This is a genomic window from Methylobacillus draconifructus (assembly GCF_045984355.1).
Lineage (GTDB): Bacteria > Pseudomonadota > Gammaproteobacteria > Burkholderiales > Methylophilaceae > Methylobacillus > Methylobacillus flagellatus_A.
This window is the reverse complement of the sequence record NZ_JBJQII010000006.1, coordinates 194,259-221,129: the sequence shown is the minus strand read 5'-3', so window position 1 is coordinate 221,129 and position 26,871 is coordinate 194,259. Positions and strand designations below refer to the sequence as shown.

General features: G+C 54.8%; 22 protein-coding genes and 2 pseudogenes. 14 read left to right on the top strand and 10 right to left on the bottom strand.

Annotated features, from left to right (window positions below):
* Window positions 1–223: 223 nt before the first annotated feature.
* Together ACJSDX_RS13780 and ACJSDX_RS13775 are read left to right on the top strand one after the other, a co-directional pair.
* Window positions 224–886 (top strand): hypothetical protein, encoded by a 663-nt coding sequence (locus ACJSDX_RS13780; RefSeq protein WP_407995178.1) that lies wholly within the window; start codon window positions 224–226, stop codon window positions 884–886.
* Window positions 887–925: 39 nt separating this feature from the next.
* Window positions 926–1,507 (top strand): hypothetical protein, encoded by a 582-nt coding sequence (locus tag ACJSDX_RS13775; RefSeq protein ID WP_407995177.1) that lies wholly within the window; start codon window positions 926–928, stop codon window positions 1,505–1,507.
* Between the two features lie 194 nt (window positions 1,508–1,701).
* Here the strand turns inward: ACJSDX_RS13775 and ACJSDX_RS13770 are convergent, their stop codons facing one another.
* The 6 genes from ACJSDX_RS13770 to ACJSDX_RS13745 all read right to left on the bottom strand — a co-directional run bounded on the left by ACJSDX_RS13770 (window position 1,702) and on the right by ACJSDX_RS13745 (window position 13,836).
* A complete protein-coding gene (locus ACJSDX_RS13770; RefSeq protein ID WP_407995176.1) occupies window positions 1,702–4,701 on the bottom strand; it encodes a type III restriction-modification system endonuclease in 3,000 nt (999 codons plus the stop codon).
* Between the two features lie 187 nt (window positions 4,702–4,888).
* Window positions 4,889–6,007 carry a Fic family protein gene (locus ACJSDX_RS13765; protein ID WP_407995175.1) on the bottom strand — a complete coding sequence of 373 codons (1,119 nt, stop codon included), beginning with the start codon at window positions 6,005–6,007 and terminating at the stop codon, window positions 4,889–4,891.
* 5 nt (window positions 6,008–6,012) lie between these two features.
* Window positions 6,013–7,968, bottom strand: a complete 1,956-nt coding sequence (locus ACJSDX_RS13760) for a site-specific DNA-methyltransferase (protein WP_407995174.1) — start codon at window positions 7,966–7,968, stop codon at window positions 6,013–6,015.
* A 41-nt stretch (window positions 7,969–8,009) separates the two neighbouring features.
* Entirely contained in the window at window positions 8,010–8,804 is a 795-nt protein-coding gene (locus ACJSDX_RS13755; protein WP_407995173.1) for a DUF4391 domain-containing protein, read from the bottom strand.
* Window positions 8,801–10,588, bottom strand: coding sequence for a GmrSD restriction endonuclease domain-containing protein (locus tag ACJSDX_RS13750; protein WP_407995172.1), 1,788 nt, complete (start codon window positions 10,586–10,588; stop codon window positions 8,801–8,803). The genes ACJSDX_RS13755 and ACJSDX_RS13750 overlap by 4 nt, the downstream gene beginning before the upstream one ends.
* A gap of 14 nt (window positions 10,589–10,602) precedes the next feature.
* Window positions 10,603–13,836, bottom strand: a complete 3,234-nt coding sequence (locus ACJSDX_RS13745) for a DEAD/DEAH box helicase (protein WP_407995171.1) — start codon at window positions 13,834–13,836, stop codon at window positions 10,603–10,605.
* A gap of 907 nt (window positions 13,837–14,743) precedes the next feature.
* On the opposite strand from ACJSDX_RS13745, the gene ACJSDX_RS13740 reads away from it, so the two are divergent.
* The 10 genes and pseudogenes from ACJSDX_RS13740 (at window position 14,744) to ACJSDX_RS13695 (ending at window position 23,084) form a co-directional block, all read left to right on the top strand.
* On the top strand, window positions 14,744–14,935 hold the full coding sequence (locus tag ACJSDX_RS13740; protein WP_407995181.1) for an Arm DNA-binding domain-containing protein: 192 nt from the start codon (window positions 14,744–14,746) through the stop codon (window positions 14,933–14,935).
* Between the two features lie 158 nt (window positions 14,936–15,093).
* Window positions 15,094–15,400, top strand: a pseudogene (locus tag ACJSDX_RS13735) (IS3 family transposase); the annotation flags it as partial.
* Window positions 15,397–15,598 (top strand): annotated as a pseudogene (locus ACJSDX_RS13730) (IS3 family transposase); the annotation flags it as partial. The pseudogenes ACJSDX_RS13735 and ACJSDX_RS13730, both read left to right, overlap by 4 nt.
* A 377-nt stretch (window positions 15,599–15,975) precedes the next feature.
* Window positions 15,976–16,857, top strand: a complete 882-nt coding sequence (locus tag ACJSDX_RS13725) for a manganese catalase family protein (RefSeq protein WP_309564559.1) — start codon at window positions 15,976–15,978, stop codon at window positions 16,855–16,857.
* Window positions 16,858–16,951: 94 nt separating this feature from the next.
* Window positions 16,952–17,212, top strand: a complete 261-nt coding sequence (locus ACJSDX_RS13720; protein ID WP_407995170.1) for a hypothetical protein — start codon at window positions 16,952–16,954, stop codon at window positions 17,210–17,212.
* A 106-nt stretch (window positions 17,213–17,318) separates the two neighbouring features.
* Window positions 17,319–18,062 (top strand): GAF domain-containing protein, encoded by a 744-nt coding sequence (locus tag ACJSDX_RS13715; RefSeq protein WP_407995169.1) that lies wholly within the window; start codon window positions 17,319–17,321, stop codon window positions 18,060–18,062.
* Between the two features lie 43 nt (window positions 18,063–18,105).
* Window positions 18,106–19,359 carry a hybrid sensor histidine kinase/response regulator gene (locus tag ACJSDX_RS13710; RefSeq protein WP_407995168.1) on the top strand — a complete coding sequence of 418 codons (1,254 nt, stop codon included), beginning with the start codon at window positions 18,106–18,108 and terminating at the stop codon, window positions 19,357–19,359.
* A gap of 147 nt (window positions 19,360–19,506) precedes the next feature.
* Window positions 19,507–19,761, top strand: a complete 255-nt coding sequence (locus ACJSDX_RS13705) for a BssS family protein (RefSeq protein WP_309564556.1) — start codon at window positions 19,507–19,509, stop codon at window positions 19,759–19,761.
* Between the two features lie 276 nt (window positions 19,762–20,037).
* A complete protein-coding gene (locus ACJSDX_RS13700; protein ID WP_407995167.1) occupies window positions 20,038–22,221 on the top strand; it encodes a putative bifunctional diguanylate cyclase/phosphodiesterase in 2,184 nt (727 codons plus the stop codon).
* 626 nt (window positions 22,222–22,847) lie between these two features.
* On the top strand, window positions 22,848–23,084 hold the full coding sequence (locus ACJSDX_RS13695) for a hypothetical protein (protein WP_309564554.1): 237 nt from the start codon (window positions 22,848–22,850) through the stop codon (window positions 23,082–23,084).
* Window positions 23,085–23,149: 65 nt separating this feature from the next.
* Here ACJSDX_RS13695 and ACJSDX_RS13690 read toward each other — a convergent pair whose 3' ends face one another.
* Window positions 23,150–24,757 (bottom strand): phospholipase D family protein, encoded by a 1,608-nt coding sequence (locus tag ACJSDX_RS13690; protein WP_407995166.1) that lies wholly within the window; start codon window positions 24,755–24,757, stop codon window positions 23,150–23,152.
* 208 nt (window positions 24,758–24,965) lie between these two features.
* Here ACJSDX_RS13690 and ACJSDX_RS13685 point away from each other — a divergent pair, with 208 nt between their 5' ends.
* The gene (locus ACJSDX_RS13685; RefSeq protein WP_407995165.1) at window positions 24,966–25,232 is read left to right on the top strand and encodes a hypothetical protein; all 267 of its coding nucleotides are present in this window, start codon (window positions 24,966–24,968) and stop codon (window positions 25,230–25,232) included.
* 392 nt (window positions 25,233–25,624) lie between these two features.
* The gene (locus tag ACJSDX_RS13680) at window positions 25,625–25,846 is read left to right on the top strand and encodes a hypothetical protein (RefSeq protein ID WP_309564551.1); all 222 of its coding nucleotides are present in this window, start codon (window positions 25,625–25,627) and stop codon (window positions 25,844–25,846) included.
* A gap of 21 nt (window positions 25,847–25,867) precedes the next feature.
* On the opposite strand, the gene ACJSDX_RS13675 is transcribed toward ACJSDX_RS13680, so the two are convergent.
* From ACJSDX_RS13675 to ACJSDX_RS13665, 3 genes are read right to left on the bottom strand one after another with little or no spacing between them, the layout of a single operon-like run.
* Window positions 25,868–26,116, bottom strand: coding sequence for a hypothetical protein (locus tag ACJSDX_RS13675; RefSeq protein ID WP_407995164.1), 249 nt, complete (start codon window positions 26,114–26,116; stop codon window positions 25,868–25,870).
* 10 nt (window positions 26,117–26,126) lie between these two features.
* Window positions 26,127–26,321 carry a hypothetical protein gene (locus ACJSDX_RS13670; protein WP_407995163.1) on the bottom strand — a complete coding sequence of 65 codons (195 nt, stop codon included), beginning with the start codon at window positions 26,319–26,321 and terminating at the stop codon, window positions 26,127–26,129.
* A gap of 17 nt (window positions 26,322–26,338) precedes the next feature.
* Complete coding sequence (locus ACJSDX_RS13665; RefSeq protein ID WP_407995162.1) at window positions 26,339–26,815, bottom strand: SRPBCC family protein; 477 nt, start codon at window positions 26,813–26,815, stop codon at window positions 26,339–26,341.
* Window positions 26,816–26,871: the final 56 nt, after the last annotated feature.

Below are 26,871 nucleotides of genomic sequence, written 5' to 3'. Positions count from 1 at the left end.
CAGTGACTTGCTTGACGGCGGCCTGTTTGAATTCTTCGGTGTAACGTTGTTGCTTGCTCATGATGTCTCCTCAACTTCCATAGTTTGAGGCTCTTGAGCTGTCTAGGAAAGTGGGGGCGATTCAAACGGAAAACTTGCTATTTATCCAGCAAGCAACAAACCTGTTCCCACATCTTGGTTAGCAAAACATAAAGACGCTATTATCCGATCAATCTTAGATGTCATGGATATTGAGGCATATTCATACCAAAGCTTCACTACGGGGAGGTATGGCAATCAAAAGTTCGCAGGCCTCACACTTCAATTTGACGCAATAAAAAGTCAAGGTTCTCCATACACGATTTTTAATGTAATTCTTACTCGTGCTAGAAACTCAAAGTCTCACAAAGCTGGCACACCACTACCTCACAATCAATTTCGAGTAACAAAGAGATGCTCCTTCTATAAATTCTGGGGCAGTGCAGGATTGAAAGCTCCTAGCCGCCTTGGATCATTTCATGACTATATGGGCAATCTTAAGGGAAGACTCTTTATTGCAAAGCTCAATAATGAGCGCATCAAGTCTGATTCTTTAAAACCATTATGTATATCAGCATCTAGTATTCGTGAGGCAGTGGGTTTAGCGAACAAAACGCAAACATCCCCCAAACAAATGCCAGACAATTGCCACACAACAATGCCAAACAAGGATTTACCTGAAAGCCAGCATTCGCGGGCAATTCAGCAGCATTCAGCTACGGGAGAAAATAACTACGGTAATACAGTAATCAGGAAGCGCGGGGCTAAGGGTAGATTACATTCTTATTACACTAAGCCCGAAGAACAACCTAATGCCGAATGGCTAAAGGATTACAACTTCTATGATCAACAACCCAATCTACATTGATGAGTTAATAAGGGCTGAAAAATGACACGAGAGCATGGAATGCAGCAAAAGCAGCCAACAGCGAGCAACAACTCAAGCATACAAGTTTCTACATCACCAGAGTGCCTTAGTGCAGTAGTACTAACAATTTGTAATAAAACTGAAGCATCACAGATTAACGAAATGATTGATGAGCTGTTGCGTCAATCATCTGCTGTCCACAATGGAGATATGACACGCGCAGAAAGCATGTTGGTGGCTCAAGCGCATACGCTGGATGGTATTTTCGCAAAACTAGCCAGTCTAGCTTTATCAACTAAGGATTTAGACAGATTGGATCAATATATGAAGCTTGCATTCCGTGCTCAAAATCAATCACGTGCAACCTTGGAAACGCTCTCAGCGATTAAAACTCCCAAACAAGTCGCATTTGTTCGCCAAGCCAACATCGGTAATCAGGTTCAAGTGAATAATCAATCACCTAAATCTTCCTCACGCACACAAGAAAAAAATAAATCGCCAAACGAACTATTGGAGAATGATCATGGCAAACGGATGGACACCAGAACGTCGAGCAAAGCAAGCAGAACGGATTCGGCAATGGCAACCTTGGAAAAAAAGCACCGGTCCAAAAACACCTAAAGGTAAGGCAGCTTCAGCAAAAAACTCCAACAAAGGAAGACTAAGACCATTAATACGTGAACTGTCTAGGGCACTTAGATGCAAACCAAGCATTGGTTAAACATTCTAAGGCTAGAGACTCTACGACAACCCAAGATTACCAGAAAGATTTGTCGTAGGTCATTAAAGCATTACGCACAAGCTTGCATCTACTTCTACTGAATCTCGGTCAAAAGATCACTAACCGAGCGCGCCACCACATATCGGGCTGGGTTCTCACCAACCCCCAGCGCAGTAAAATGCACCTTGCCGCATTCTATCTTGGCGCTTTCCTTGTCGCGCAGGTCGTCGGTAAACAGGCTGCTTTTGGTTTCCACCACAAAGTACAGGTGCTGGCTGCCGTCCTCTTCCACCAACACGGCCCAGTCGGGGTTGTAGGTGCCCAGCGGCGTGGGCACTTTGAACCAGCCTGGCAGCTTGGCGTAGAGCTTGATGGCGTCGTTCTTCTCCAGCCCATGGGCGAAGTCCCGCTCGGTGGTCGAGTCGTACACCACGTGCTCGTAGATCGACTTCTGGGTATCCAGCAGCATGTTCTTGAGATAGCCGGTGAGCTCTTCCTGCTCGAACAATTCCTGCGCATAGACATGCTGGTCGCCGAGCTTCTGGTACTTGATGCCATCGACCAGGGCCAGGCGCTTGCAGCGGTTGATGGTCTCGGCAGCCAATTCAATGAACTGCTGGGGATTGCGTTTGAAGTCGTCTAGGCGACCGCTTCCCGTCAGGATACTGACGATGGTGCGCCGGGTGAGCTGGGTGCGGTCCTGCAGATCGGTCAGCAAATCCGGCAGCTCGATATCCGCCTCGTCCAGCACCACGGTCGCCGCGCCCGCTTTCTCTGTCGCGGCGACACCTGCCTTGCCGATAGAGATGTCGGCCTTGCGCCATTGCAGCCGTGCCTTGGCAATCACCGGGGCCTTTTGCAACGCTGCGATGCAATCCGTCACCAGCTTGGCGTTATCGAACTGCACGCGGTACGTTGTCTGGTGCTTGATGCGGTCCCACAGCGCCTTGAATTCGTCGCTCAGATAAACTGCCTTGCCATCTTTGCCCTTGCGCAGCGGCACTTGCCTGCGCTCATCGGCATTCTTGATGTCGAGCCGGCCCGATACCTTGCGCAGCACTTCGGCAATCTGGGCTTTCTGTGCATCAAACTCGGCTGGCAGCTCCAAGGTGCCGTTCTTCAGCGCCGTTTTCAGTGAATCCTGCACCTTGCCCTTGGCATCGATATGGCCTGCAGCTTTCAAGTGCTCCCACAGTGCCTTTGATTGCTCCATGCCCAGCGGTGCGGCATGCCCATCAGCGCCGGTCACGCCAATGGCGGCAAATTGGTGCTGCTCCACGATGCCAAAGCGGATGCCTGTGTCTTTCTCGATTTCCTTCTGCAGGTTCTCGGCAAACTGTTCATAGTTTTCCGTGGCCACCACAGTCAGGGTGTTGACCTCGAAGCCGCGTACCCGCTCGCCATCCTGGTTGACGCACAAGCGCAGGCCGCGGCCAATGGTCTGGCGACGCTCGCGCTCGGTCTGAATGTCGCGCAAGGTGCAAATCTGGAACACGTTGGGGTTGTCCCAGCCTTCCTTGAGCGCGGAGTGGGAGAAGATGAACTTCAGCGGCGTGCTGAAGGACAGCAGCTTCTCCTTCTCCTTCATGATCAGGTTGTAGGCCCGCTCGGCGTTCTCCCGGTTACCCGCATTGTTCTCGGCGGTGTCGGTCCAGCCGCCCTTCTTGTCGATGGAGAAATAGCCGTTGTGCACCTCCTCAGCGGCAGACGCCAGGTCGATCTCGGCAAACAAGCTCTGGTAGGCCGGCAACTTGGCGGCACGGCGATATTCCTCTTCGAACATCTGCGCATACACGCCCTTGACCGGCTGGCCGTCCGCATCGTACTGACGGTATTTGTCCACCGTGTCGATGAAGAACAGGCTCAACACCTTGATCCCCAATGGACGCAGGTGCTTTTCCTTGTCCAGGTGTTCCTTGATCGTGCGGCGGATCATCTCGCGTTGCACGGCCAGCGCATCCACATCACCGTGAGCTTGGCCAGGCTGCAAGAACACTTCGCCGCCGGGGTAGCGCAGTTCCATGAACTCTTCGCCCTTGGCCGTATTGATCTCGCCCACCCGAAAATCGGCGTAGATCGCGCGGCCATCGGCGCTCTGCTGAAGGTCGTCGCCATCGCTGACCGTCACCTCCACCCGCTGCACGCCAGTGGCGGCTTGTTTATCCAGCTCGACCTTGGCGCTGATGCGGCCGCGCTTGTTTTCCACCTTCACCAGGCGCACGAAAGGCTTGTTGTGCGCATCCTCTACCGTGGCCGATGCCACTTCGATCTGTTTGACCAGCTTGCGCTCATAGGCATCCACGGCATCCAGGCGGAACACCATGTGGTGCTTGTCCACATGGGTAGCGGAGTAGCGCAGCGTGCAGAGCGGGTTCATGGCGTCAAGTGCTTCCTTGCCACGGCCTTCCAGGCCGCCGTCCACGCTTTGCGGCTCATCCACGATGATGATCGGCCGGGTTGCCTTGATCAGGTCGATGGGCTTCTCGCCGCCGGTCTTCTCGCTCTCTTTGTAGAGGTTGTTCACATCCTTCTTGTTGATGGCACCCACTGTCACCACCATGATCTGGATGTTGGCGCTGGTGGCGAAGTTGCGCACCGGCCCAGGCTTGGCCGAGTCGTAAAGGAAGTAATCGAAAGGCACGCCCGCGTAGAGCCCCTTGAAGTGCTCCTCGGTGATCTGCAGGGTTTTGTAAACGCCTTCCTTGATCGCTACCGACGGCACCACGATCACGAACTTGGTAAAGCCATAGCGCTTGTTCAGCTCGAAAATCGAGCGCAGGTACACATAGGTCTTGCCGGTGCCGGTCTCCATTTCCACGGTGAAGTCGCCCGAAGTCAGCGAGCCGGAAGGCGGTAGGCCACCGCGCAACTGGATGTCTGACAGGTTCTTGAGCAGCTCGTCGTCGAGCAACGTCAAGCGGTTGCCAACGCCAAGGTCGGACTGCGCCACGCCCAGTGACATCTGCACTTCATCAGGCAGTTTCATGGTCACCGTGAACTCGGTGCGGCATACCTCCTGACCACGGAACAGATCGCACACGGCCTCTATGGCCTGCATCTGGTAGTCGAGGTTGGGCTCGAAGTGGAGTTTCATACGCTTCCCCCATTTTTGTGGAGTCTGCAACCGACGCTAGCAGTCTTGCGGAGTCCAATATTAAAAATAGACTCCACAAAGAGGCTTGTGGAGTCTGCAACTGACACAAACAGGATTGCGGAGTCCAAAACTAAATCCAGACTCCACAAGGAGGTTTGTGACGTCGAGCCGCTACGCAAAATCTCCGTCATAGGACCTCCTTGCCTTCGGCGAGGTTGATGAGGCGCGGGAAGCACAGCGTGGCGGCGCGGCGGCCGCTGCCGGCCTGCAGCTCTCGCAAAATGCCCGCATCGCGCAATTGCCGTAGCAACGCAGGAGCGGTTTTTTCGTGAATCCCAAAGTCCGCCGTCAGTTGCCCAGCCAAATCAGAAAGGCGGAAAATCGGTTTGCTAAAAATGGCATCCAGCAAGTGCACCGAATACTGGGAGCGCGTAGCTTCCTGAATAGCCACCTTCATCTCGTCGTACAAGGTTTTAATGGTTTCGACGCGCCGAATATTCTGTGCCGCCTGTTCAATCGTAGCCCGTAAAAAGAAGGCGATCCAGCCATTCCAATCCTTGTCTGCCGAAATCCCCTTGAGCCGCTGGTAATACTCTTCGCGGTGATTCTCCAGATACTCGGACAAGTAAAACATCGGCTGCGACAGTGCCCGCTTCTGGTACAAGAACAGCGGAATCAAGATGCGGCCAATACGCCCATTGCCGTCCTTGAAGGGATGCAACAATTCAAAATGCGCATGCACCACGGCAGTTTGGAGCAGAAAATCCACATCGTCGCTATCCAGATACTGTTCCCACGCCTGCAAATAATCGGGCAACTGCAAGGGGTTCGGCGGTACGAACGTTGCCTGCTCAATCGTGCAACCCTGTCGCCCGATCCAGTTCTGGTCGCGGCGAAACTCCCCCGGCGTCTTATCCTGTCCGCGTACGCTATCCATAAGAATGCGGTGCAACTCGCGCACAAACCCCAGACGGATCGGGTAAGCCTCCAAATACTGGCGAGCTGCAAACAAAGCTTTCCGGTAGTTGGAAATCTCTTGAATGTCTTTGTATTTTTCGCCCTCTTTGAGCAAACCCGCTTCTTGCTCCAGCACTTCGTCCACCGTGGCCTGCGTCCCTTCAATCTTGGAAGACAGCACCGCTTCTTGCGTGGTCAGCGGCGAAAGCATCACCGCCGGATTGGGAATGCCGGCCAGCAAGCCGTCATAGCGTGCCAGCGCCGCATTGGCCTGCCCCACCAATGGCAAGAGCAGGCGGTAGTCCAACTCGGTGAGTGGTAACGTATCAGGGATATACGGCTGCATCATTCACCTCACAAACTGCGCACGTTCTGGATACCATGCTGTTCCAGAATGGCGGCAAGGTTGGTTTTGGCCACGTCATCGGCTTCACCTGTGGCGGTTTGGAATGCACTATCGCGGAACACGCAGGTGCTTTCTCTTCCAGCCGGGCCAGCGGGTGCCAGTACCTTGTGCCAGGCGATGATGCCCTGGGCGAGTGGCTCTACCTGCTCACGGGTGATCTTTTCGGCCAGGCAAGCCAGCAGCACGCCGCCGCCCACGGCATGCACATCCAGCCCTTCGATGCGGCGCTTTTCGATGGGTACGCACAGGTCAAGGCCGAGTTTGAGCAGCAGTTCATAGAGCACATCAGCCTCGCTGCGGCCTTCAAGTAGGTGATCCTGATGGTCGAATAGTGTGGCTTCCAGATCGTGTGATTTGGGATTCCAGGCGCGGATATTAGAGGTGTCGAGCTTGAAGACGCGGAAACCGGTGTCGCCGACGAAAAGTGCGTTGTCGGCTTTGACTTTGACCCCAGCACGACGCAGGCGTTCTTTGGTGAGCTCAGCGATGTTGCGAGGCTTGCCGAGCTGATCGCAAAACAAAGCGGCGCTCTTCTGATCGTTGTTATCTGCTGATAGTGGCTCTGGCAACTGAACGACTATGTACCTACGACTGCCCTGGTCCTCCGCATTTGCCTTCAGCGTTGCATGAGCGGTAGCCCCCGATCCCGCAAAGAAATCCAGAACAATCGCATCTTTTGGGGCTGCAATCGTCAGCATTCTCTGCACCAAGCGCAGCGGCTTTGGAGTAGAGAAAACCTTTTGGCCGAGCAATGCCGATGTCTCCTTTTGCGCCTCATCGTTGTGCCCGCAATCCTCAAAGGTCCACCATGTTGGAGGGACGATTCCCTGCTGCACTTCCTTGAGATATCGCTTGAGGCGGGGCTTTCGGTAAGACTGGTTTGGTCCCCAGTAAAGTCGGCCCTCACGCTCGATTTCCAAATGTTTCTCCTGCGAGTATCGCCATACCGCGTGCTCCTCAGGCCACACGTCCTCGCCAGTGAGTGGGTGCCGGATTGCGTACCACAGCGTTGGCCTTTCGTCTTTTGACTTATTGCTAACGTAATTGTCGGATGCCCATTCGCCACGCGGGTCATTATCTGGATTCGAATAACGGGCATTCTGCTCGTCTGTGCGTGGGAGTAGGCCTCGAACAAACGCGTCTGATTTACGATAGACGAGCACATGGTCATGCATTACTCCGATTCCCGGATCATCGTTTGCAACCGCATACTTCTTCTGCCAGACAACATTAGCTAAGAAGTTTTCCTCTCCGAATACCTCATCACCGATGCGGCGCATATTCGCCACTTCAGTATCATCTAAGGTTAGAAACAGCGCGCCATCCTCTCGTAACAGATTTCTTGCCAGCTTGAGCCTCGGATACATCATATTCAGCCAGTCCGTATGAAAGCGCCCGCTGGACTCCGTATTGCTGCTGATCTTCTGCCCGCCTTCCACTTGCCCGGTCAATTCCAGATAGTTCTTGATGTTGTCCTGGAAATTATCCGGGTACACAAAATCCTTGCCAGTGTTGTACGGTGGATCGATGTAAATCAGCTTGACCTTCCCGGCATAGCTCTTTTGCAGCAGCTTCAGCACTTCGAGGTTGTCGCCCTCGATCATCAGGTTCCGGGTGGTATCCCAGTCCACACTGTCTTCCGGGCATGGGCGCAGGGTGCCGGTGCTGGGCGTCAGCGCCAGTTGGCGGGCGCGACGCTTGCCATGCCAGTTCAGGCCGTACTTCTCGTCGGCATCCGTCACGCTGGCATCACCCACCAGCGCCTTGAGCACGTCCACATTCACCGCCACGCCGTCCGCGCCTTCGGTAATCAATTCCGGGAACAGGGCCTTGAGCTGTTCGATATTTGCCGCCACCAAGTCGGCGGACTGGGCTTCGGGGCTGGCTGCCGTGAGTTTTTCCATGGTTTTCTCCGTCATTCGTTCAATCTTCAAAGCTGGCTATTTCAGAGTTTCAGGCGCGCAGCGGCCAGTTCGGCCTGGATGCGCTTGAGCGTCAGGTTCAGTTCCACCTGGCGCGCCAGTTGTTTTTCCTTGGCGGCTTGCGCTCGCAGGCGGCCGATCTCGTTCTCCAGCCGCTCACAATCAGCCAGCGCCTGCCAGCGGGCAGCCGCTTGTTCCGGGGTTGTGTCAGCCTGGTAGGTTCCCGTCAGCCGTGCCGCCTGCCAGGCCCACACGCGCTCCATCCAACCCTGATAAAGGGCATGCAGCGTGGTCTGGGGTTGGCGTGCAATCGACAGGGACTGCACGAAGGCGCGCTCGATTTCGGGGGCTATTGCGTCTTCCACTGCGGCGGCATCTTCGGTTGCGTGGGGCAGCGAGGCCAACACTGGGTCGCCGTCGAGCACGACCTTACCTGCCTCGTTCTGCGCCCAGCGTTTGTGCGCCAGCGAGAGGGTCAGTGCCTGGCCTTGCACAAGCAGCAACACGGGATACGGCACGGCCCGATGCACCAATTCGGCAAGGCGAGCGAGACTGGCGGGCTTGACGGTGCCACGCAGGGTCAAGCCAAGCACGGCGACTTCCAGGTATTCACGCTGCGCGTCCCGGTAGCTGGGTACGCCAATGGTGTTGGGCTTGAGTGCGGCAAGCCACTGGATTTCTTCAATGGCGTCCGTGATTAGGCGCTTGTCGGATGCCGTGGGCGCACCGTTCTCCAGCAACAGCTTCTTGGGGACGCGCTGATCCACCCGTGCGCTGTCGGGAAGACACAGTGCGGGAACGACATCCGTCCGGTTCATGACGACAGTTCCGCGCCAAAGGCCTTGATGGTTTCTTCGCTGTCGCGTCCGGCAATGGCTTTGCCCATGGCCTGTTCGATGAGCTTCAACAGCGCAGCAGCGCGTTGGCGGATGAAAGTATCAAAGTCGTCCGAGCGAAGTGCCTGTACCGGAATCACATGCGAAGTCAGGAACTCATCGAGACTGTCGGGGGCAACCTGCTTGGCCTTCTGGATACGGGCGAGGTAGACGCTGGGGGCATCTCCACTGATGAAGCGGTTGGTGCCTGCCGCCAGCGGAGCCTTGTTGACCACGCTGTTCCACTTTTCCTTGGGCAGCTTCTGCTTTTCGCACCAGGCGCGGGGAAAGACGTGGTGGATGTCGATGGCGTTGTTGAAGTAGGTATTGAGATCAATGGGCGTGCCGCTGGCGAAATCACGGCCGCCGTGCTTCATGAGCAAGGCGGCCAGCCCTTTGTAGGCCGCAGCGAGGCGGCTTTGCAGGGAGAGCAGCCTTGTCGGTGCGAAGTTGGCATCGCGGACCGTGCGCGGTTCGCCGCCGCCTTCGACCCATGCAACCACATCCTGAATGTCCATGCCGAAGCGAGTTTCATTGGCACCGCCATACAGTTCGCCGAGCACACCACTCCAGTACCAGCGCAGCAGCTTTTGCTTGACGCCATGTTGCGTCGTGCGGTCTGCCAGGTGCGCGCAGATGGCAGACAACGGGACAAGCTGCGTGGCATACGGCAGGCTTCGATCATCGAAGATTTTTTCCTCTGCCAGCAACTCGGCAGCCCGCTTGAAGCCTTTCTCCAAATCGGATTCCAGCGCCTTGAAGTCCGCCAGCGGCAACTTCAGCACGTCGGCACGCTTGCAACTGACGGATGTGCCAAGCGCTTTGTGCCGCCGATAGCTGGCCAGCAGCGTGACTGCGGTGAGAAAGCTGGTGCCATCCACCGCCGTGAGCACATCGTGCTTGGCGGTCAGTCGCTCCTGCCGCGCATCCCAGTCATCGCGCAGGTTGAATTCATCCGCTGCGAAGGTGGCGGTCATCAACTCAAACACCGTCAGCGTGACGCCGCCGGTATTGACCTTCTCGAAGACTTGGCACACGGCTTCGCGTGGCGTGTCCTGGGTCAGTTCGATGGCGGGCACCTTGAACTGTTGGAATCGCAGCCAGATGGCTTGATCAAAGCGCATCAAGAACATGGCCGCCTCAGGGTTCTGTGCGTGGTGCTGCGCGAATCCCATCTTCCAGGTCATGTAGCCTTCGGCATCAAACAGAAGGGCAACTGGAAACAAGCGCTGGGCAAACTGCAATTCAGGCGTACTGACGTCCAGCTCGACCTTGCGGCCAAAGTCAGAGGTGACCTGCAGCGTCTCCGGCACCGAGAGAACAGCTTCTTCGCGGTCTGCCGATTCGTCCAAGCATTGGGCCATGTCAAGGAAATACAGGCGGCGAATGCTCGCGCCTTTCTCCGTGCGCGTCGGCACGGGCTGGCCGCTGCGCAGCGCCAAGTACATGGAGGTCAGGCGTTGCTGGCCATCAAGTACGAGGGTCTTTGGAGCAGGCGCAGGCTGCAGGTTGACGCCGGCAAACAGTCGGGGCTTGAACGGTACCCCACCTGCTTCCAGAAACATGACCGCGCCGATCGGGTAGGACAGCGAGAGGCTCGCGATCAACGACCGAATATGGTTGTCATCCCACACCCAGCCGCGTTGGAAGTCAGGAAGCTGGATCTGCCCCGATGCGATTCCATCGAGGACATCTTTCAATGCGGGTTCGGCGGTGCGAAAGCTCATGCAAGTCCTTGTAATCAAATACTTGGCTGATCGGGCAACACAACGAGGAATGCCACCACCTCAAAGTCGCCGCTGCCGGCGAACTCGCCTTTCATGGCGTGCGTGCCACCGGGCGTGAAAAGGCTGGCCACGGCCCGTTCCTCTTGCTTCCCGGCGACGGATGCCACGGCCGCCGCGAGCAGCTTCTGGGCGTGGCGCATGTCCTCGCCGCCTTTGGTTGCCTTATCGAAGCGCGCGCAGGCACTGTCATCCGGCCGTTCGCGCCCGAGCGCCAGGCGCTTGAGGCGATCCAGGATGCGCTTGGCCTGCGGGTACGGCAGCAACACGGTGCTGTCATCGCCGACATGCACCAGGTAGTGCGGCGCCAGCGGGTAGTCGGACGTTGTTGCGGGCTTTACAGCCGGGTCGCAGGCTTGCAGGCAGAAGATCACGCCGGGCGGAATGTCGGCATCCAGCGTGGTGGTGACCGCATAAGCACCCAGCGGCTGGGTGTCCAGCTTGCCGGGGTGCGCTTTTAGGAACTGCGCCAGGTCGATGCGGAAGTCGGTCAGGGTAAGGTCGGTGATCGCCACGCCAGTCGACAGGTCTTCCATGTCGATCACCGTGTCCTGCAGCTTGAGCAGTTGCTTGCGCCGGTACTCCAGATCATTCATGGCGTTGCCGGACTGCTGCTCGATCAGGTTTTCTTCGCCAGTGGCCGAGACATCGAGCAGCACCATGCGGCCGCTGACACGCTGCTCCAGGTTGATGTATTCCTCCAGTTCCATGTTGGGCCAGAAGTTCACGAGCTGGATGCGTTGGTTGGGCGAGCCGATGCGGTCGATGCGCCCGAAGCGCTGGATGATGCGCACCGGGTTCCAGTGAATGTCGTAGTTAATCAGCCAGTCGCAGTCCTGCAGGTTCTGCCCTTCAGAGATGCAATCGGTGGCGATCAGCAGGTCGATTTCGCCTTCATCCGCCAGGTCTTGCGGGCGCTCCTTGGCGCGCGGCGCGAAGGCTGAGAGCACGTCTCCCATGTTCTTGCGCAGACCTGGCAAGGTGGACTGGATGCCGGCGCTGCCGGTGACGACCGCTGCGTGCATGCCCTGCGTATTCCTGGCCCAGGGGGCAAGTTGGGCGTAGAGATAGTGCGCTGTGTCCGAGAAGGCGGTGAACACAATGATCTTGCGGTTGGCTTTGCCATCGTGGATGTTGATGGGTTCGGCGCATTTGCGGGCAATCATGTCGCGCAAGGCCGCCAGCTTGGCATCACGGGCGGCATCCACTTGGCGCGCTGCAGCCAGCAAAGTCGCCAGGCGGTTGCGGTCTTCCAGTAGGTCCTGCTTCCAGCGGATCAGATCCACATCGCCCAGCAGCACCTTGACTTTGCGACCGACCAGCAAGGTCTCAAACGCCGGATCGTCGATATCGACGTCGGCAATGTCGATTTCCTCCAGCGCTTCGGCATGGGATTCGATGTGTGCCAGTGTGTTCTCTACATCCTTGAGTTGGCGCTGCACGGTCAGGGTGAAGGCCGATACACAGCTTTCCATGCGTTTGAGCACGTTCACGCGCAGCAGGTGGATCAGGCTTTCCTCACGATCGGCTTGCCGGAAAAAACCTTCGCCACCACGCACCTGGGTGCTGTATTTGGCGTCGTAGGCGGCCTGCTTGTGAGGCAGCACATAGCGCAGCGGCGCGTAGCTGGCGAGCGTGAGCCGACGGATTTCCTGGTTGATATCGCGGATGGCACGAAATTCGCCCGCAAGGTCCACGTCGGCCTTGATGTTGATGGGCGGCAGTCGGTCGGGAAAGCGGCCGGTCTCGCTGGTGCCGTAATACTTCTCCACATGCCGCCTGGAGCGGGCAATGGTGAGATGGTCCAACAGGGTGAAGTAGTCGAACCCTAGCATTTCTACCAACTGACCGGGAGTCTTTTCAGCTTCGTCCAGCGCCAGCCAGCGATTGAATTGCGCCTGTGCCTTGCGGGTCGTGGCCTCAATGCTGGCGATGCCATGCTCCATCAGGGCCGCGTCATCGCCTTCAGTGGCAAAGGCAATCTGGTTGCGCAGGTCGGCCAGGCGATTGTTCACCGGCGTGGCCGAGAGCATCAGCACGCGGGTCTTGACGCCTTCACGGATGATGCGCCGCATCAGGCGGTCGTAGCGCGATTCCTTGCCCTTGTGCGTGGCCTTGTTGCGGAAGTTATGCGACTCGTCGATCACCACCAGGTCGTAATTGCCCCAGTTCACATGAGACAGGTCGATGTCACCCGACAGGCCGCCATCGCGCGACAGGTCGGTGTGGTTGAGCACGTCGTAGTTGAACCGATCAGCCGCAAGGATGTTGCGCTTGTCGTTGGCCTTGTAAAGCGTCCAGTTGTCGCGCAGGCGTTTGGGAGCCAGCACCAACACGCGGTCGTTGCGCAATTCGTGGTATTTGATGATGGCCAGGGCTTCGAAGGTTTTGCCCAGCCCCACACTGTCAGCAATGATGCAGCCGCCAAAGCGGTTCAGCTTGTCGATGGCACCCACCACACCATCGCGCTGAAATTTGAAAAGCTTTTTCCACACTACGGCATTGCGGATGCCAGTGGCGGACTTGACGATGCGCTCCTCGTCCATCTCTTCACCGCTGCCCTGAAACAGGCGGTGCAGCATCAAGGTGTAGATGGTGAACGGGTCACGGTGTTCGCCAAGGGTTCGCAACGCCTCAAGAACGGATTTATGCTCTTCTCCCTTACCCTCGGAGTCGGTTAAAGCAGCAGTTGGCAAAGCTGCCCACTGCTGATCGAACCATTGGGCGAGATTCGCGGCTTCCTCGGCGGTCTCTGACGCCTGAATCAGGTTCAATGGGTTGCCTGGCGTCAGTCCAAGGCCAGACGTGTTGAAGGCAAACGAGCCCAGCACCACTTGTGCGGGTACCCCGTCCTGGCCGCGCATGACAGCAGCCCCCTGTGGCACCGACCTCAATGCTCGCCGCAGCGCTACTTTTTCACTGATCCATTTCGCGCACTGATTGGCCAACCAACGTGCCTGCAGACGATTGCGCGCTGCACGGTCGCCTTCCGTGCCCAGGAGATCGAGCGCCTCTTTATCTGGAGGCACGATCAATTGGACTCGATCCAGAGCGGACAACGCCTCCCGGATTTCCGCGAAGGCGTAGAGAGAGAACGAAGGCGTTACACAGTCTAGTCGGTTGCCGTGCTTGAGGTAGGGCCTCATCAAGTCGATGACGCGCTGTGTTCCGGTGTTTTGGATTAGCTTCATGTTCGTTTCCGCTCAGTCAACCATCGGAGTTTCTTTATTTGGCGATGTATCATCTCGAATGAAGAGCAAAATACTCTAAGAGCATAAACCGGTAGCTCTGTGGTTTAATTGAATATAGCAAGCTGTTTGTTCAACACTCTGCTAGAAAACCACGACCCGCTTCATAATCTTGTCTATTCTTCTATTTTTAGCTTTGTCATGATAATAACAAACAGCGCAATGACTAAGAACATGCACCATACAAATTTCGCAGGACGAATTAATTACCCTTATGCTTTGATCATGCACTTGGGACTTTAAAATATTCCTCATTGATGCAACCTGCACTCATCATGCGCAAGTAGGTGAGGATGCTTTTGAAAAAATACCTGGCAAGAAACCGCAGCAAACAACATAAGTACATTTAAAAACAAACACTTAGATATATACAGATAAATAGAGACCGTAAACTCCTCATCTTTCAAAGGAAAGAATATGTCAAATATATAAAGTCACCGGTGGTTTCTATACCCATATCAACTTACAAACAATCTGCCGGGTAGATAACATTACAATTAATTAGACTAGTCAGTTTATGTAAACAGAAAAATTACATCACCAGAATCATCTGGGGGCATAATTGGGGGCACATATAAAATATTAATTTAAAAACCCGTTGCAGCCCAGGGCATTCCTCGATTTGTTCCAGGGACCCCATCCCACCAAATACCCATCCAATGAGATTCGCCAAAATCCCGAAAACCCGTGTCTCTGCGGGTTTTTTGCTGCCTTTTGATCCGGGAATGTCTAAGCTGATCCAATGAAATCCGTTGGTAATTGTTGGTAACTACCTTCTACCAACAATTTTGTTATCACCAGCCGCATAAGGCAGATTAGACATGGCTCTCACTGATATCACTATCGCACTATTAAACCCACAGACAAGGATCGAAAGTTCTCTAACGGAGGTGGTTTGTTCTTGCTAGTCACGAAACAGGGCAAGAAATGGTGGCGGTATTCCTGCCGTATCCCTGGCAAGCAAAAAACCTTGTCTCTTGGGGTCTATCCAGAGGTTAGCCTGAAAGAAGTGCGTGAGCTACAGCTGCTGCAAGGAAATTAGTACAACAAGCATAGACCCTAGCGAAGCCAGAAAGACGCAAAAGGCTGTTTGAATTGCCCCGGGTTTTGAGGAGGCTCCAATCTTTGAGAAAATGGAGTCATCATCCGCAATCAAACGGAGTTTGAGTTTCCCCAGAAGTCCGTGAACGCGCCGCTCGTCTGGTGCAGAAGCATCGCGGCGAGTATCCGTCACTGTGGGAGCCGTCCAATCCATTGTGCCGAAGATCGGTTGCGTGCCGGCCACGCTACCGGACTGGGTCAAGCGTAGCAGCGAGATCGACAAGAGCCAGCGCGATGGCATAACGAGCAGCGAACGAGAATACATGAAGGCACTGGAACGCGAGGTCAAGGAACTGCGGCGTGCCAACGAGATTCTGAAGCCAGCCAGCGCTTTTTTCGCCCAGGCGGCGCTCGACCGCGAACTGAAGAGGTAAACGTCTATAGCGACCGGCACCGGGACGTCTACCCGAAGCCATCAATGGACTGTACAAGGCAGAATTAATCCATCGGCGAGCGCCCTGGAAAACCAGGGCCGCTGTCGAGTTGGCAACGCTGGAATGGATCGCTTGGTACAACCATCAGCGCCTGCTCCGCTCTACCGGTATATCAGCCTGCGCAGGCTGAAGACATCTATCTGCAAAAGCACCAGACGCAGCAACAATGAACGCTTTGCTATAACCAAACTGCCTCCTCGGTTGCCAGGGCAATTCAATACCCAGCATGGCTCTGCTTCGACAAACGCTTAGATCAGATCAAACAATTAAGATCAGCGCATCAAGATGCCCTTCTGAGTAAACGCCTGCTAATGCCCACTGCTTTCGCACTGGCGATCCTAACATCATCATTGCCATTACCTTGCTAAGCCTCAGGAGTGCGGCCCAAGGCCTTCTTGCAAGACAACGCCTAGCTCACTTCCTTTTCTCCGTTAATGTCTTCTCACAGCCTTGCCAGATATCGTCTCATGTTTGTCCTTTCTCCGATTAGGTACATTGAACCGGCTTGGCTTGAATTCAATGTCATACATTACCAAAGGAGAAAGTCATGTTTTCACATAATAAGCGTTTGCAATACACCGTCCATGTCTCGGAGTCCAATCCCGGGTTGGCAAATTTGATGCTTGAACAGTTTGGAGGCCCTCAAGGCGAGCTTGCCGCCGCCTGTCGGTACTTCACGCAAGCGATTGCCGAGGATGATCCTGGGCGCAAGGATATGCTGTTCGATATCGCCACGGAAGAGTTAAGCCACCTCGAGATCATCGGCACGATGGTTTGCATGCTGAACAAGGGCGCCAAAGGAAAACTGGCGGAAGGGATCGACAGCGAAGCTGAAATTTATCGTTCATTGTCGGGCGGGGGCAACGATAGCCACATCACGCAACTGCTCTATGGCGCAGGAGCACCTTTGACCAATTCTGCAGGCGTGCCCTGGTCGGCGGCCTACATTGATACCATAGGCGAGCCGACTGCCGACCTGCGCTCGAATATCGCTGCAGAGGCTCGCGCCAAGATCGTGTATGAACGCTTGATCAACTTGACCACAGACTCGGGAGTCAAAGATGCGCTCACCTTTTTGATGACCCGGGAGATTGCTCACCAGAAATCCTTCGAAAAAGCCTTGTATGCTATCCAGCATAATTTCCCTCCAGGCAAGACGCCCGGAGACCCCCGCTTCACCAATCTCTACCTGAACATGTCCAAGGGAGATGAAATGCGGGGGCCATGGAACCAAGGAGAGCAATGGGAATATGTTCAGGATCCAGGCTCGCTTGGCCAAGGCGGCGGATTGGCTAGCGTTGAACTGAGCACGGATGAAGAAGCACTGAACCTGCAGATGGCGCTGCGCACCCAGTCCAACCCAGAGGGAAACCCCTTGACCGGGGCGGAGTTAGGGATGGGGTCAGGCAAATCCGACGCCTTGCATTGATTCTTTTATTTCCGGCAAGCCCCGCAAGGGGCTTGGCCTTTTCAGGAAACTTTCGCTTGATCGACAAGTCTCCCTCCCAGGAGGCGCTATCCATATGAGATCGTTACTTGCATTTGCTCTGCTGGCGGTGGCAATGCTTGCTCATGCCGACACAATAGATAAATCCAAAGAGGAAGCGCGACAGCGACAGCAGGTTGAGGCTATCAGACAATACGAGCGCAGCGGGCACCGCGAGCCTTTTGGTGGGGAGCACGAGCGCCTCGGCAATCCACCTCAGCCCATTCCCAACGACGCATACGAAGATGGAAGCCAACTCCAGCCCCAACGCAAGCAATATGACTGGCAGAAACGGTGACTCTCTTTTTTAAGAGTCATGGCATAATGCAGAGGCAGGTTATCGATTAGCATTAATTAAACCCTACGGCCCGCATCACCCCGACAATGCAGAGAGGAAGACTTCCTTGAAAGCACCGATCATGCGTGACCACGCTCCAGATGCTATGGGAGAAGCAGAGTACCAGTTCCTGCTCAAGCTCAGCAATTCCATTCGTCCCCTCGTCAATACCGAAGAAATCAAGCAATGCGTCTGTAAGATGCTGTGCGAGGCGATGCCGGCCGAACGTGCCAGCTATGCCGAGATCAGTGCCGTCGGTGATGCCATGATCAACATCTCCTATCAGCGTCCGGGCATTGCGGAAATCCACGGCAGCTTCGAGCTCGACAAGTTCGGCAAAAGCCTGATGGATCGGCTGCGCATGGGAGAGACGCTCGTCATGCGGGACATCAAGCATGAGGATTCGTTAAGCGAACAAGAGCGCCATGCCTATGCTTCCGTCGGGGTGCAAAGCTATATTGCCGTCCCTTTGATCAAGCAATCCACGCTCATGGCAATGCTCTCGATCAATGCCAGCGCTCCCCGGCAGTGGTCTGCGCACGATGTGCTTCTGCTGCAGAAAGCGGCGGAACGTACCTGGGAAACGGTGGAGCGCGCACGCGCGGAGCGTGCCCTCAGCCTCACCGAGATGCGCTCTCAGCAGATTTTTGATTCCATAGATCAAGGCATGTGCATTATCAAGATGGTCTATGATGGCGCAAGCAATCCGATTGACTATCTCTTCCTGCATACCAATGCCGCTTTCGCCAACCAGACCGGCCTTGTCAACGTCATCGGGAAAGGCATGCGCGAGTTGGCCCCCCCAACATGAGCAAATCTGGTTTGACACCTATGCGCGCATCGACAGAACCGGCGTGCCGGAACGTTTTGAGCACCGGGCGGAAGCGTTAAAGCGCTTTTACGAGGTTTACGGATTCCGCATCGACGAACCGGAACAGCACACGCTCGGCGTCTTGTTCAAGGATATTTCCTCGCGCATCACTACCGAGCAGGCGCTCATCAAGGCCAACAAGGCAAAGGATGATTTTCTTGCCGTGGTGTCTCATGAATTGCGCAATCCGCTGAACCTGATCCTGCTAAATGCGGAACTGCTGGGACGCCTGCCCGAGGCCAGTTCTCAGCCCATCATCCAACGCGTTGCGGATACGCTGAGCCGTACTGTCAAGAACCTCGCCACCGTGGTGGATGACCTGCTGGACTTGTCGCGCATCAATACCGGCAAGCTGGCGCTGCAACGCAGCCATTACCACCTTGAGAACCTGGTGGAGAGGCTGGCCACCTCCTTTCAGGATGAAGCCAGCCAGAACGCCGTCCCGCTAAGCCTCGAGTTGCAACCCGAGATTGTGATCTACGCCGACTCGACACGGATCGAGCAAGTGATATGGAACCTGCTTTCCAACGCATTGAAATTCACGCCATCAGGCGGCGCCATTCATATTTCCCTGTCGGCACGCGACGAATGGGCGGTGCTGGAGGTGACCGACACCGGCCAAGGCATCCCTGCCGATGTGTTGCCGCATGTCTTCGACATGTTCGTGCAGGAAGACTCTTCTTCCTCGCGGATCAACAACGGCCTTGGCATCGGTCTAGCCCTGGTCAAACAGATTGTGGAGTTGCATCAAGGGAGAGTGGAGGCCTTCTCCCAGGGCAAGGGCATGGGCGCAAGCTTTCGCATCTTCTTGCCGCTGAGTCACTCAGCCACCCAGGAAACCAGCCAAGCGAAACCCGGACCGGAACGACCCATTCGCCTCCTGCTGGTGGAAGACAACGGGAATTCCGCCGAGTTGCTAGCGCAATTGCTCACCCTGGAGGGTTACGCAGTGGATGTTGCATTCGACGGCCAGAGCGGGCTGAAGCAGGCGATCAATGCCAAGCACGGCTATGACCTTATTCTCTCCGATATCGATATGCCCGGCATGGATGGTTTTCAGTTGGCCAGATTGCTGCGCGCGCACGAGAAGACTGCGGCGACACCGCTCATTGCAGTGACCGGCATCGCCCTCCAAGGCAGCCGCGACAAACTATACTCGGCGGGCTTCAATGATGTCGTATCCAAACCCATCACCATCGCTGCAATACACACGGCAGTAAAAAACCTGCTGCGTTAACGCAGCCGCTTGCGGAAACCTCGAAGGCAATGCGGACATCACCCTTCCTCGTCGCTGCCACTTAAGCAATATTGAGGCTTCGCTGGCACTTGAACCTCTCCTCCATTCCGGGTTCGAACTATTTCCAACGGAATCCAGAAAGGAAAAATGATGGGGCAAGAAAACCAAGCGCCTTTATTCCCGGTCATTACGTTCACCACCACGCCCATCCCTGAAAATGGGCTCATCGTGTTTTCCCCGGCTTACCTGAGCGAATTAGGACAACAGCCGGAAGATGCCATCACGGGGCCGAACTACGCATTCACTGCCGATCAAGCCGTGGCATTGATTCTTGAGCTTCATCGCGCCATTGACCAGATGGAGAACTCGAGTTACCTGAAACGGTCGCTGCAAGACATCTAGCATGTCCTCTATCGCCTTACACAACACCTTTCTCCATCATGCCTGAAAGTGTCTTTTTAATGATAAATGACATAGCGCCTGTCTCTCATGCCGCCGTACCATTCATCAAAAAATCACAGATATTAACCAACGTTATGGACCGCAATCATGGCATTGCATAACTCCTGCAATGCATAATACGATCTATATAAAATATTCGTATATGTGATGTTGTTCGACAATTAAAATTATCGTTACCTGCTCTAGCTTTTTCATACTGCTTAATAGGAATTTCTAATGAAATGTCCCATGATTCCGCCAGATGAAATCGAACGCTTGCAAGCATTAGCAGCCTATGGATTAGGTTCGGACCGGCCGCTTCCGGCACTTGAACCGGTGGTACAAATCGCTGCCCGCATGTTCAACATGCCAGTGGCAGCCATCAACATGATCGGCAGCGACCATGTGTTTTTCGCGGCCAGTACCGGGGTCGGGAATGTGGACATGAGAAGGGACGTTTCCTTCTGTGCCCATGCCATTAACCAGACCAATGTGATGGTCGTGCCCGATTCCCATCTCGATGAGCGGTTTCACGATAATCCCTTAGTCCTCGGGCCTGCCAATTTGCGTTTCTATGCAGGCGTCCCGTTGATTTCACCTGACGGTCATGCGCTAGGAGCCTTATGTGTGATCGACGGCCAGCCCAGGGAGTTTTCCGGGGAAGATTGCGAGCGCCTGCGCGAACTTGCCAAGATGGCAGTGGATCGCCTCGAGCTGCGCCGCCTGGAAATCTCGACAGAGCAATCTCGTCAGCCGTTCGAGGAGTTCGCGCGCAACTCGCCCACAGCAGTTGTCTGGTTTGATGCCCATCGCAACATTGTGACCTGGAACCAGGCCGCCGCAGCGCTGCATGGTTATCGCCTGGATGAAGGCGAAGGCTTGCTCGTCGATCAATTGATTCCGGAACGGGAACACCCCATTTTCCATCAATTGGTCGCACAAGCGGTAACCACCGGCACCTTCGACGGCATATCCATGCCGGAAGCCACTCACGGCCTGCGCAAGGATGGAAGCGAATTCGAGCTGGGGCTTTCCCTCTTCTGCTGGCAAGAGCATGGCCAGCTTATTTTCAATGCGCACCTGCAGGACATCACGGCAAAAAAGCGCGAGGAGGCGGAGCTGCACCGCTTGGCCACTACCGACCTGCTGACCGGCCTGGCGAACCGCGGCCGCTTTTATCGCGAAGTGGAACAAGCCTTGGTCGCTGCAAAACCGATCGCCGTCTTGATGCTCGACCTCGATGGATTCAAGGATGTGAATGATACGCTGGGGCACGCGGTAGGAGACAGCATCCTCCGCGAAATCGCCCATCGGCTGGAGCATGCGCTGGCAGGCTCCGGCTTGGCAGCCCGCATCGGCGGCGACGAATTCGCGCTGCTATTGCACGAATTAAAGGACCCTGCGGAAGCACAGGCTGTTGCACAGGCCTTGATCGAGGCGCTGGTCGATGCGATTGTGATCGACCATCATGAAATTCGCATCACGGCCAGCTGCGGCGTAGCGATAGCGCCACAACACGCGCAAGAGGCGCTGGAGTTAATTGGCAACGCAGACTTGGCCTTGTTCCATGCCAAGCGCCTCGGCGGGGCGCAATCCTATATATTCGTCCAAGCCCTCAGGATGGAGGCGGTGGCGCGCCATCTTTATGGCCTGGAATTGCACCGGGCGGTGCACGATGGCGAATTCGTCCTCTTCTACCAACCGCAGGTCCGCTTGTCCGACGGATTGTTGGCTGGGGCCGAAGCGCTGATCCGCTGGCGGCACCCCGAGCGCGGCTTGCTGTCACCGGCGGCTTTCCTGCCTGCGTTGGAAAACGGACCGCTGGCGGCAACGGTAGGCAACTGGGTGCTGGATGAAGCCTGCGCCCAAGTGGCGCAATGGCGGCGACAAGGCTTGGCGGACTTCCGCATGGGAGTCAACCTGTTCGGCGCACAGTTCCGGGTGGACGACCTTGCGAAGACGGTCATCTCTATGCTTGAGCGCCACGGATTGCCGCCCTCGGCGTTGGAATTGGAAATCACGGAAAATATCGTGCTCGAGCATGACGAGTTGGCACTCGAATCCATACGCCGTTTGCGGGAGGCCGGCGTCGGCATCGCCTTTGACGATTTCGGCACAGGATACGCGTCGCTCAGCCTGCTCAAACATTACCCCTTAAGCCGTATCAAGATAGACCGCTCTTTTGTCCAGGGAATGCTGGAGTCGCAACAGGACAAGGCCGTCGTCAATGCCGTGATTGATATGGCGAACGCATTTTCGCTGGATACGATTGCGGAAGGCATTGAAACTACGGAACAACAAAAGGCCTTGCTTGAAATTGGCTGCTCCGAAGGCCAGGGATATCTTTTCTCCCGCCCTTTGTCTGCCATCCAGTTCGCTGACATGTTCGGCTTGGATCACTACCTATCCAGACGGGCTTGAATCGTCTATCAAGATAGCAGATCGGACAACGCCGCTCAGCAAGCGTCGGCTGCAAATTCTTGGGATGCTCAGTCATCTTCTCTGACAAAACCCCAGCTCTTGCACAGCCATTATTTGATCTTATCCCGGCCGTTTCCAATGCAAAAGCGAGGGGTAATTTTCCCAATTAGCGGAAGAATTTTGATCGCCTATTTAATAGACCACATTCAAAATTAAGGCGTGAGCAGCTACTGCCATGCATGCTGCAAGCGGCGGCTTTCACAAAAATTAAACTTCCTGGTTACAGTAAGCTCCAAGCAATAACCAATATTATCCTGACATATTGACGATTACCATTTTTTCTATTTTTGACCTCGACCATGTTGTTTCTGAATAAGTGGCGATGTTGTGATCGCCTTGATTTACATATGAATTGATATGATCGTCAACCTGGCTTCCAGAAGCGGGAGTTTTATCATTTTTCTTTCATTGTATTGATATATTCATTGTTTTATTTTTAAGGTTAATTTGAATATAATGCCGGATCGAAGTGAATTAATTCAGATGATTTCAAAGAATGATTGCTGCATTTCTTCACTGGCGGTATCTTGAATTTATTTCCACATGACCACAAACAGGACTGACTCATGGCAACTATTGATACAAAAAGAGAAAAGCTGAAGCAAAAGATTTCCGCTCTGACAGAGCAATTGGAAGCGCTGGAAAAAAAACCAGTGGAATTGAACCGTCAAAGCGAAGGCATGCCAGAACTGATCGCCGCATTTGACGCAGTAGTCAAATCGCACAAGGTTGCCGCGGTCGACGTATTCGAAGTATTGCTCAAGGCAAAAAGAACCGGGCTGACGCTGGTGAAAAAGGCTTAATCCAGGTCAGTTTTATCCAGGGGCGGACAGGGTTCCGCCTTTTTTATTGCCCTTGATAACAGTTTTTACAACAGCCAGTCGATGGGCATTATCGACAATATCCTCACAAAAAAACGCTGCATCAGGGTGGTGCCCGGGTCAACGCTGTACCGCTGCTCCACCCCGTCCTGGTATGACAGCCAATACAAGCGGTTATTTTCATCCAGCCGGACTTCATAAGCGCTCTCCGGCACATCCGCCTTGAATGCCTGTTCCATCTGCTGGGCCAGTCCCGGGCTTTCGATCATGAAGCCAAGTTCTGTATTGAGCTGCGCTGAACGCGGGTCGAAATTGAACGAGCCGATAAATACGCGCGAACGGTCAATGGTAAAAGTCTTGGCATGCAAACTGGAACCTGAACTGCCCAATGCCCCCAGATACTTGGCCATGCCGCTTCCAGCCACCTGGCTGCGCATTTCGTACAGCCGTATGCCGGCCTGCAACAACGGCTTACGCCACTTTGCATAGCCCGCATGCACCGCCGCCACGTCGGTAGATTCGAGCGCATTGGTCAGGATGCGGATATTGATACCCTTCCTGGCGAGCGCGGAAAACCCATCGACCCCGGCCTGGGTCGGCACGAAATAAGGAGAGACAAGGTCGACGCTCTCTTTCGGGTTGCGCAGGATGCGGGCCAGGTTGAACACCATCAGCTCATCCTTTTTTGCCTCTCCGGTAATCTTGTCCGGACTATCGCTGATCAGCTCCACCTTGGACCAATCGAATGCATGCTGACCCTTGATGAAATCGTGGATGAACTGGCTTTCTTTCAATGCCTTGAGGTAGCCTTGCCCAGTGACGGTTTTTTCCGCCTTGTCTGCCGCAGCGCTCAATGCTTGCAATTCCTCATCGCTCGGGGCGGGAATCAGCACGCTCAAGGGGTAGGCTGATGCGCTGGCCCAGTAGCGGTCGAAATCCTGAGAGGTGTCGTCCACTACAGCGCCGATCGCCATAACGTCGAGGTCTGCAAACAATATGCCGTCCGTCGCGCCGAAATACTCATCGCCAACATTGCGTCCGCCGATAATGGTCACCATGTTGTCGGCAGTGAACGACTTGTTGTGCATGCGGCGGTTGAGGCGCGAGAAATCCGTGAGAAAGCCCAGAGGCTTGAATGTACGGAAAGGGAAAGGATTGAACAGGCGGACTTCGATATTGGGGTGCTTGTTGAGCGCAGCCAGCCTGGCATCCATTTCACGACCGCTAATGCCGTTATCGTCCAGCAACAGCCTTACCCGGACGCCACGCTCCGCCGCTTTGCGCAATGCTTCGAGGAACAGTATGCCCGTATTGTCGTTGCGCCAGATGTAATATTGGACATCCAGGGTCTTTTGCGCGGAATGGGTCAACAGCATGCGCGCTGCAAAAGCGCTGTAGGCATCCAGCAAAGGCATGATGCCGGATTCGCCCGGATGGGCGGCCTTGAGCGGCCGCATGGTCTGGCCCAACTGCGTGTCCGCCACCTCCTCCACCCGAAGCGCCATGGAGAGAGGCTTGTCGCTCTCACGCACCTGAGGCAAGCCGCATGCGAACAATGGCACGACCAACATCAGCATGATGCCTCGCTGGCACCAGGCCATGCCAGCATGCAGCCAATCCAGCTTGTTCAACCGTCTGGCCGGGGAGGCCCTCATGCTGCCATCTTCTTCATATTATGGTTCTCTGTAAGAATAAGCCGGATGAGCTTCGCTGTGTGACACATGAATTGCCTCTCGGGTTCTTTGCGCATCATGAGAAAAATTAAGCCTTGCAGGGAAGATTGGAACAATCCTGGCAGACTATAATCAATGCATAATACAAACACCAGCAATTCACTATTCGATGGAAAAGGAGAACCGCATTATGACCAGCCACACTCGGCAATGGGGGTCGCAATCCTGGCTTTGGCTGTTTATTGTTGTCTTTATCAGCGCGGCGCTGCTTTACTACATTTTCGGCGGGCCGGCAGTCCCTGATAGTGCGGAGCAACGCAATGATCGTGCGGCGATACAGGATTGCTGGAAGCGCCATGCCAATTCCGCGCTTTCGCCCACGGAACTGAAATATGTCGCTGAAGCCTGCGAATTCATGGAAAACGAATTTGTCCTGAAATACCGGCAAAACCCCTGATCAGGGGCCTGATTCAGAATCACAGCCGCCACCCCACATGGCATATATCGGGGCACTCAAAAACGACTGAATACTAAAGGAAAAAATAACAACGCACGGTGCATCTGCCCGCCCCCCTTCATTATCTACTGCGTAAAGCTTCCCGGCTGGCAAATGCCGGATGCAGCGCGCTGATGAACAAACATTTGTGAAACGCACCTTGTGAATTTACTGCACACTAGGTGTGCGGGCGGCCAGTTGGCAGATACCATCTATTTTGTGACAATAATGAACAAAAGCGAAGCATAACGCCGCACTATCAGTAAGCAACAGAATTGATCTGTATCGGGGAATTTATTTGGGAAAGAACGCACATGGAAAGAATTCCATTATTGCAAGCACAGGTTGAAGCAATGGCAAGACAGTTGAACCAACGCACGTTGGAAAGCCTGGAATACCGCATTCTCATGAAGGCTGTCGTCGCGGCCCACCCCGACAAGGATACGTTATCGTCCTGCATTCAAGAACAACGGGACCGGCTTGTCGAGCAAGGCATCATTGGCAATATTGTCGAGGGGGACCGCGAATATCTCAATGAATATATAGAAAAATGGCTGGATCTCTGCCAGCAATGAGCCAGCCTAAAAGGGCTCGACCTAGGGGCATTTAACCTTATTAAAAAACACCTTACCGTAACCGCCACGTGCGCTGTCCGGATTATCCGCAGGGTAAGCCACCACTTTATAATCATCGCCTGCATAGCGGATCGCCTCTTCCGCTATTGGCTGGAAATCCTCAAGCGCACTCACGCTCTCATCTAGTGGCCGTATGGTGAAACCGTCTATTTCCATTTCCACCTCATGATGGGGCGAGGGCGTCTTGAGCTTGGCAATCAAGCCTTCCATTTCATTTGCCTCACTTCTCCACGTACCCTGATGCAGCCTCTATAGAGACAGATACATTCGCAAGGTCTGGACGCTCCGCCTCGAACTGGGCTTTGCCGATGCGGTACGCCTCCTCCACATCGGCCGCATCGACGTCATTGCTCCATAACGGCGGCTCGACAGCCGAGTGTCCTTTATAGCGCACATTGACCGTAAATAATGCCATCACGGATCGCCCTTTTCTCAATGCCGCAACGCGTTGTCCGCATCGGAGGGAATATGGCCGCGCCAGCCGCCCGCAGGCGCCTTGCGTGACTCCAGCAACTGGCGGTAACGCTCAAGGTCTTCCGAAATCTTGAGCTCCAGCACACCCATCATGCTGGCGGCCGTTTCAGCCACGGTGTCGGTTTCATATTCAATTTCTAGACGCACGCGGGTGGAATGGACATCTACATGCTGGAAGGATACGACTCCAGTATTGCGTATGCCGGAAACGCTGCGCCACGCGATATGGTCGTCCGGCACCTGCTCGGTAATCTCGGCTTCCCATTCGACGGCCTTCCCGCCGATCTGCGCAAGCCACCAGACATGCCTGTCGTCCAGCTGTTTTACATTGACTACACTATCCATGAAGTTGGGAAAGGTCTCGAACTGGGTCCACTGGTTATAGGCAATATTCACAGGAACCTTGACGTCTATGGTTTTTTCAATGGTCGGCATATCAGACTCCATGCACACTTTACAAGAATGAAAACCAGTGTAATCGCCGTGCTATT